Source organism: Camelimonas fluminis (assembly GCF_014656355.1).
Classification (GTDB): Bacteria; Pseudomonadota; Alphaproteobacteria; order Rhizobiales; family Beijerinckiaceae; genus Camelimonas; species Camelimonas fluminis.
This window is the reverse complement of record NZ_BNCG01000073.1, coordinates 1-7175: the sequence shown is the minus strand read 5'-3', so window position 1 is coordinate 7175 and position 7175 is coordinate 1. Positions and strand designations below refer to the sequence as shown.

General features: G+C 62.0%; 5 protein-coding genes. 1 reads left to right on the top strand and 4 read right to left on the bottom strand.

Features of this window, described 5'->3' with window-relative positions:
- Nucleotides 1–65 precede the first annotated feature (65 nt).
- Nucleotides 66–2537: an autotransporter family protein gene (locus IE243_RS21695; protein ID WP_191321390.1), complete on the top strand. Its 2472-nt coding sequence runs from the start codon at nt 66–68 to the stop codon at nt 2535–2537.
- Between the two features lie 259 nt (nt 2538–2796).
- Here the strand turns inward: IE243_RS21695 and IE243_RS21690 are convergent, their stop codons facing one another.
- The 4 genes from IE243_RS21690 to IE243_RS21675 all read right to left on the bottom strand — a co-directional run bounded on the left by IE243_RS21690 (nt 2797) and on the right by IE243_RS21675 (nt 6932).
- The gene (locus IE243_RS21690) at nt 2797–3039 is read right to left on the bottom strand and encodes a BrnA antitoxin family protein (protein ID WP_191321389.1); all 243 of its coding nucleotides are present in this window, start codon (nt 3037–3039) and stop codon (nt 2797–2799) included.
- A gap of 456 nt (nt 3040–3495) precedes the next feature.
- Nucleotides 3496–4620 (bottom strand): DNA polymerase IV, encoded by a 1125-nt coding sequence (gene dinB / locus IE243_RS21685; protein WP_191321388.1) that lies wholly within the window; start codon nt 4618–4620, stop codon nt 3496–3498.
- Between the two features lie 53 nt (nt 4621–4673).
- Entirely contained in the window at nt 4674–5849 is a 1176-nt protein-coding gene (locus tag IE243_RS21680) for a DUF3095 domain-containing protein (RefSeq protein WP_244643311.1), read from the bottom strand.
- A gap of 270 nt (nt 5850–6119) precedes the next feature.
- On the bottom strand, nt 6120–6932 hold the full coding sequence (locus IE243_RS21675) for a DUF72 domain-containing protein (protein ID WP_191321387.1): 813 nt from the start codon (nt 6930–6932) through the stop codon (nt 6120–6122).
- Nucleotides 6933–7175 lie beyond the last annotated feature (243 nt).

The window sequence follows — 7175 nt, the reverse complement described above, 5'->3', positions numbered from 1 at the left end:
CAGAAATCTGGCGAAGGGGGAACCTCTTATGATTCTAGACGTTCGAAAACCGCTCTAACGGGGCGTTGCAGAACCGCTTCATCAACGGCTCGGAGGCCGGCGGGCGTGGGACAGTCAGCGGTCCGTTTTCTCTGACCGGTCCATCAAACTTCATCGACAACTTCGGCGCCTTTAACGGCGGCATTACACTGGTCGGTGATGGAAGCAACACGATCGTCAATCGTCCAGGAGCAGTGATCCAGAGCATCGATACTACTGGCGGCCTATCGAATGACGTTGTCGACAATCTGGGCACTGTAAATGTCTCGATCAGGCTTGGCGCTGGCAACGATATTCTGACGAACCGGCCCTTTGGCACCTCGACCAATCCCGTTGAAAACGGGGTGATCGACATGGGGCCGGGGGAGGACATTTTTGTTATGGCGGGCGGCGTTGTGAATGCGCCAGTCCTGATGGGAACCGGGAATGATACGGCCTTCATCCTCGACGGCCATATCTCGACGAATTTCCAGGCGCAGGAAGGCGCTGACCAACTGACGTGGAGCGGTGGAACGATCAGCGGCTTCGTCGACATGGGCCCAGGTGACGACTACGCGCTACTTCGGAACCTGACCCCGACAAACCTTGCGACAGGCCTGCGTATCGACGGTGGGGTCGGCTATGACCAGCTGGTTTGGGACAACACGCGTGGAGACGGCGTTTCCCGTTACGTAAACTGGGAGCTGATTTCTCTAACCAACAATTCAGCTCTGACATTTGACAACTATGGCACTCTCACCATGGGTGACGCGGGCACCGGAAGCGGTGCGCTGGCCATCGACGCTACCAGCACCGTCTACGCTGGCAATGGTACGCATACCGTGGCCCCATATGCCCCAGGCGCGCTCGCGAGTGTCCTCAACGCTGGTGCCATTGACCTCACGAATGCCGGGTCTTCTGTGACCGACAATTTCGTCGTGAAGGGGAACTACATCGGGCAGGGAGGCCGGCTCCTGCTCAATACCGTAGTGGAAGGAGATGGTTCGCCTTCAGACAAGCTGGTGATCCAGTCCGGTACGGCAACCGGCAATACCGGCATTGGCATTGTCAACGTGAATGGGCAAGGTGGCCTTACCCTTGCGGACGGCATTCTTGTCGTTCAGGCGACCAACGGAGCCACAACTGCGGCGGGCTCGTTTTCGCTCCTTGGTACTGTGGCGGCTGGCCCATTTGAATATCAACTCTTTCGCGGCGGCGTAACTGCCGGGACAGAGCAAAACTGGTACCTGAGGAACTGGGTTCCGAGTGGCATTTGCGCGCTCGCCGTTGGCGGCGTTAACGGTACCTGCGGTGGGCTAATTGCCGTGGCGCCGCCAGGAGAGGGTGGCTCCGGCGGGACAGACGGTGGAGGCGGCGGAACCGGAGGGTCGGGAAGCGGTGGCGGTTCTGGCGGCTCTTCGGGCGGTGGCTCTGGCGGCGCCGGAGGCGGCGGTACCGGTGGCTCTGGATCGGGCAGCGGTGCTGGAAGCGGCGGTTCAGGTAGCGGTTCCAGTGCTGGCGTCGGCGGAAACACTGGGTCGGGCGGCTCCGTCACAGGTGTTGCGCTCTTGCGGCCCGAAGTGGCGCTGCATTCGGTGGTTCCGGCGATTGCACGATCCACCGTCCGTTCCATGCTTGGTACATTTCACGAGCGTGAAGGCGAGCAGGCTTACGCATCAGGCGCGAGAGGGCTTGGCGGAATTTGGCTTCGCACGTTTGGCAGCCGCCGCGATGAGTCATGGCGCGGGCTGGCGGCTCCGAGTTTCGATGGAACGCTTTGGGGCATCCAGGGCGGATTGCCGCTACTCGGACTAGATCATGCGGACGGCCAGCGGGACCGTGTGGGCGTCTTCTTTGGATATGGCAACGGATCGGGTGACGCCCGCGGACTGGCCAGCGGACGTCCAAACCGCCGCGTAGGTTCGATCAATATCGATACCTACAATCTTGGGGCCTATTGGACCCATTTCTGGTCCAGCGGCGCGTATGTCGACACTGTGGTGATGGGGTCCTGGCTGGATCAGGAGGTACGACCGCTTTCCTCATTCAGGCAGTCCACACGTGGGTCGATCTTCACCCTATCTACGGAGGCAGGCTATCCAATCCAGCTTGACGCCCACTGGCGCATCGAGCCCCAGGCGCAAGTGATCTTTCAGAGCCAGCGTAGTGATCGTCTCCAGGACCTTGTGTCATCCATCAGTTACGATGACGCCAACGTGCTCACGGGCCGCATCGGCGCGCGCCTTGCCGGTCAGTTCAGCTGGAACGACATTCCGATTAAGCCCTACTTCCTGGTCAATCTCTGGCACGAATTCGGGAACGGTTCTGACAAGGTGAGGTTTGGCGCATTCCCGATTGGGACGGAACGCAATCTTACGTCGCTAGAAGTGGGCGCCGGCGCCTCGGCGCAGGTGGCTCAGAACGTGGCGTTCTATGCAAAGGTAAACTACTCAACCGGGCTCGATGGGCGTGAGAACCGCGCTTGGGGAGGAAATGTTGGACTGAGGGTGTCTTGGTGAAACCATCTCTGGCGGCAGGGACGGGGCGGCTTTCAGGAGCTTGCGCCCGCAAATAACGGCTCGGCTGTTGCGTCGCGCGCCTTCTGACGCCTTTGGTTGAGAGCGGGCTTCGTGGTCCTCTGAATGGCGGCCAGCAAAAGAAAGCCGCCCAGAAGGGCGGCTTAAAGGGAGGTCTCGCTGGGAGGGGAGCGCTAGCTCCATGGTTGCAACCTACGACCTGGCCCTTCGCCCGTATGTGCGCGCCAGCACATGGACCGCCTTACTTCGCTTTCATCCCGGCGACCACGTTCCGCAGAGCGTCGTTGATGCGATCCTGCCAGCCAGGGCCGTCTTCCTGAAAATGCTCCAGCACTGCGCTATCAATGCGGAGAGACACGAGTTCTCTGGCGCCAGGAGGCGCAGAAACCGCCTCTACGGGCGGCGGCGCCGGCTTCTTTGGTTTGAAGACTGCTTCGGCCGCAGCCATTGGATCGTGCCGGGGACGGCGGGGCGGGTTTGCCATGTTGCCTCCAGTTGCTTCTCCCCCTTATCCGGGGGCGGTCAGGCGCTATACGTTCCCCATTCGGGGAGCGGCCCATCCTACGACAATTTGCGCTCGCAAAATTCGGCGAGCTCCAATGCCCGGTCCTCTCTGTTCAAATACCGGCGCGTGATTAGCCCGGATCGCTTGCAACGGCGTGGCAATCGACTATTCGAAAAAGGGGGCGGCGCCGAAATCAGAGGCAGACAAATCCCTCATGTCCAAGCGTCGCCGGCGGCGCGACGCCTTGTTCACAGGGGCGACCTGACCCTCAATCAGCAGATGCATGACCGGCGGCAGCACTTTGTGCTGCTTGCATCCGCCGCCGGCGCTGGCCGGACATATCCGGGCGCCAGTCTGCGCACGCAAGGCAGTCAGAATACCAGCGGACTCCCGGGGCGCGCGTGAGCAGGCGACTTGCCGTCCATGCGAACGCACCTACAGGAACGATAACTGACGTTCCTGCGCGGCGTTTACCTGAACATCCGTCAGGGCGGAGAGGGTGACGCCCAGCAGGCGGATGCCTTTTGGGAATGGGTGAAGCTGCGCGAGCAGGGCGTCGCAGATGGCTTCGATGGCCTCAGGGCGCTCTGGCGGATGCTCCAGGGTGCGACTGCGGGTGACCTGCTGAAAGTCAGCAAACTTGACCTTGAGCGTAATGGTGCGGCCGCGAAGCCCTTTTGCTTCACAGTGCCGCCAGACCTTGGCGATCAGCGGTCTGAGTTCCGCCTGAGCCGGCTCCAGTTCGAAGATATCCGTAGCGAACGTGTCTTCCGCTCCAATGGATTTCCGCTGCCGGTCTGGCTGGACGGGGCGGTTGTCGATTCCGCGAGCGATCCTGAAGTACCACAGCCCCGACTTGCCAAAATGCTCCTGCAGGAAGTCCAGGGATTTGGCCTTCAGGTCTGCCCCGGTCAGGATGCCGAGCCGTTCCATCTTCGCCGCCGTCGCCGGCCCAACCCCATGGAACTTCCTGACCGCCAGCCCGGCGACGAACGATGGACCATTCCGCGGCGTGATCACGGCCTGGCCGTTGGGCTTGTTCAGATCGCTGGCCATCTTGGCGAGGAACTTGCAATAGGAAATCCCGGCTGAGGCGTTGAGGCCAGTCACCTCCCGGATCCGGGCCCTGATCATTGTGGCGATATCGGTCGCTACAGGAATGTCCTGTTTGTTGTCCGTGACATCGAGGTAGGCCTCATCCAGCGACAGCGGCTCAATGAGATCCGTGTGTTCGGCAAAGATCTCCCGGATCTGGGCTGAAACCGCGCGATAAACGTCAAAGCGGGGCGGCACGAAAATCAGCTCGGGACACCGACGCCTGGCGGTGACGGAGGGCAAGGCGGAGCGTACGCCGAATGCCCGCGCCTCATAGCTGGCGGCCGCCACGACGCCGCGCGCGGCTGATCCGCCAACTGCGACCGGCTTGCCCCGCAGTTCCGGGTTGTCGCGTTGCTCGACCGACGCATAGAAGGCGTCCATATCGACATGGATGATGCGGCGGACAGGCTTCGGCCCGTTCGCATCCGTGATCCCGTCTCCCGGCTCCCTCACAGTCGACATGGCGTGCTCATGATGCGGAAACAGGCCGCCGCCCGACAACCCGCAGGGCGCTATCAGGCATTCAGAGCCTCGCTTCCAGCAACCATCTCCTTCATTTTTACTGCCGCCCTCGCATAGCCGCCATCAGCACCATCGACGAAATGCATGTGTTGCGTCATGCCAAGCCCCGGGACAATGCAGGTCATCAGCGCGCTGTCCTGCCGGTGCACCCCGAAATAGCAGTCGCCGCGTTCCGCCGCCTCCGAGAGCATCGCCTCGATGCGGCGCAGGCCCATGTCGTCAATGTCGACGGTCATCTTCAGCCCATCGTCGAATTTGCGAAAATCGGTGTTTTGGCGGATCTCGCGGACATAACGGCGCGCGTTGAAACGACCAAGGGAGATTCCCGTTTTGTAAGACAGCCAGACCATGACGATCGAAGCCCTTGCCAACAGGCGCGCCCGTCTGCGCTCAGGTTCGGGATGTGTGCGAACCTCGGTCTCAACGCCGCTAAAATCAACAATCGGCGCCGGTCCGTTCACCGGCACCGGGTTGGGCGTATGGCCCGGGGAGGCGGTGGCCGCCACCACTTCGGTCACCAGGGCGCTGAAAGTTGCATCCGCGCCCCGTTTTCCGGGCGTCACGATGATAGACACAACGTTGCCATTGTGGGACGGAAGCGGGCTCCAGCGGCATGAAAGGCCATGCAGGTCGGGCTGGGCGCCTTCTGGAGAAGGCGGCACGGCAAACTGGCCCTGCTTCATCTGGTCCTCGGCCCAGGCTGAGCCGCCACCGCTGAACATCGCGTAGGCCAGGCCCGTTCCCGTGCGAAACAGCGAGACCTGCACGTCAAAGCCGGCCGCGCGCACCGCTGATAACGGCACCAGCGCAACGCGCATTTCCAGCTGCAACTCATCAGCGATCCAGCGGGCGCTATCGGCGAGAGCCTGCCGCGCCGCCATTTCTCCGCTTTCCGGGATAGCAACGGTCGCGCCGTCGCCTCCGAAAACGAAGGGGAGATCCGGGCGGCCAAGGGCGTTCAGGACCGCCGTGATGACCGACGCCCCCGCCATGTTCACTGTCTTGTAGTTTCCCCCGGCGATCGCGGTCCGCGACGACACCACGTCTGCTACCGCAAGCAGCCAGTCATCGGGCAGGCGCAGGTAGTGCGAGGGGTTCGCCACATCCGCAAACTCGGAGAAGACGGGGAACTCGGGCAGGACATCCGGAGGGAGCGCAACGGTCATCATGAGCCCTCGACGTGGAAACGCTATGTAGCTGTCCCCCAAGATATGAACGCGCCAGGGCTTTTGGAATGATCCTGACTGGCAAGGTTGCCGCGTTATGGCGGATCGACGGCGCCGAACCTGATCAAAGCAAAAAACACCATGCAGATTGCTTTGGCGTTTGGGCGGTCCGGGAAGCTGGCCCGGGGGGCATGCGGGCGGGGATTGCGCCAGCGCTGCCCAAATCGCCGTGGTCATAGGTCTCTGGGGGCATTTCCCTCTTTTGGGCAGCGGTCACCCGGTTCGTCCGGTCAGCGCCATGGCTGCTGCTGGATTGCTCACCTTGTGGCCGCTAATGACGTAGAGGAAAACATCGCGCGGGGCGCCAGTCGCCGGTTTCTCCACGTAATCCAGCCCTTCCGGCGCGCCGCCCGACGCCCATGTCCGGGCGCGGTCCGCCCAGAGGTCGAGACTGGCGTCATCGTAACCGTCCGGTCCGGCGTCCTCCCGCGTGCCCATGATGCGGGCGTAGACAAATGGCGCCGTCACATCAGCGATCTGCGGGTAGTCACTGTCGCCGGCGACGACCGCCGCCACCCCGAATTTGCGGAGCAGACCAGTGAATTCTGGCGTGCGGAAGCTGTCATGACGCACTTCGACCACGTGGCGCAGGTCGCGCCCGCCAACGGATTGCGGCAGCAACTTCAGGAAAGCTTCGAAATCACCCGGGTCGAATTTCTTTGTCGCCATGAACTGCCAGTTGATCGGGCCGAGTTTGTCGCCCAGTTCCGTGACGCCGCTGTTGAAAAAGCGCTCGATGGTTTCGCCAGCGTCAGCCAGCACCCGGCGGTTGGTGGCGAAACGCGGCGCTTTCAGCGAAAATACAAAGTCATCGGGTGTTTCATCGCGCCATTTGGCGAAGCTCTCCGGCTTTTGCGAGCCGTAGTAAGTGCCGTTGATCTCGATCGAGGTGAGATGCGCGCCGGCATACTCCAGCTCGCGCTTTTGCGGCAGCTTGTCCGGATAAAACACGCCGCGCCACGGCGCATAGGTCCAGCCGCCGATGCCGATCCTGATTTTGCCTGCCTTGCCAACCAATGCCGTCATCCCCGCTTTCGCGTTGCCCGAGTCACGCCACGGTAACGCATTCGGGCCAATGAGCGCTCCGGATTCTGCTTTCAAACTGGCGTGAGGCGTGGACGCGGGTCACCCCGTCAATGTGGATGACGGGGCGACCGCATGGCGCGGCGGCCCTTTGGGCCGCCGTTCAGTTTTGTGCTGCGCCGCCCTTTGTTCCTGACCTGAATTTTTGGGCCGGACCTTTTCAGGTCAGAACCGCACCTGGGCCTT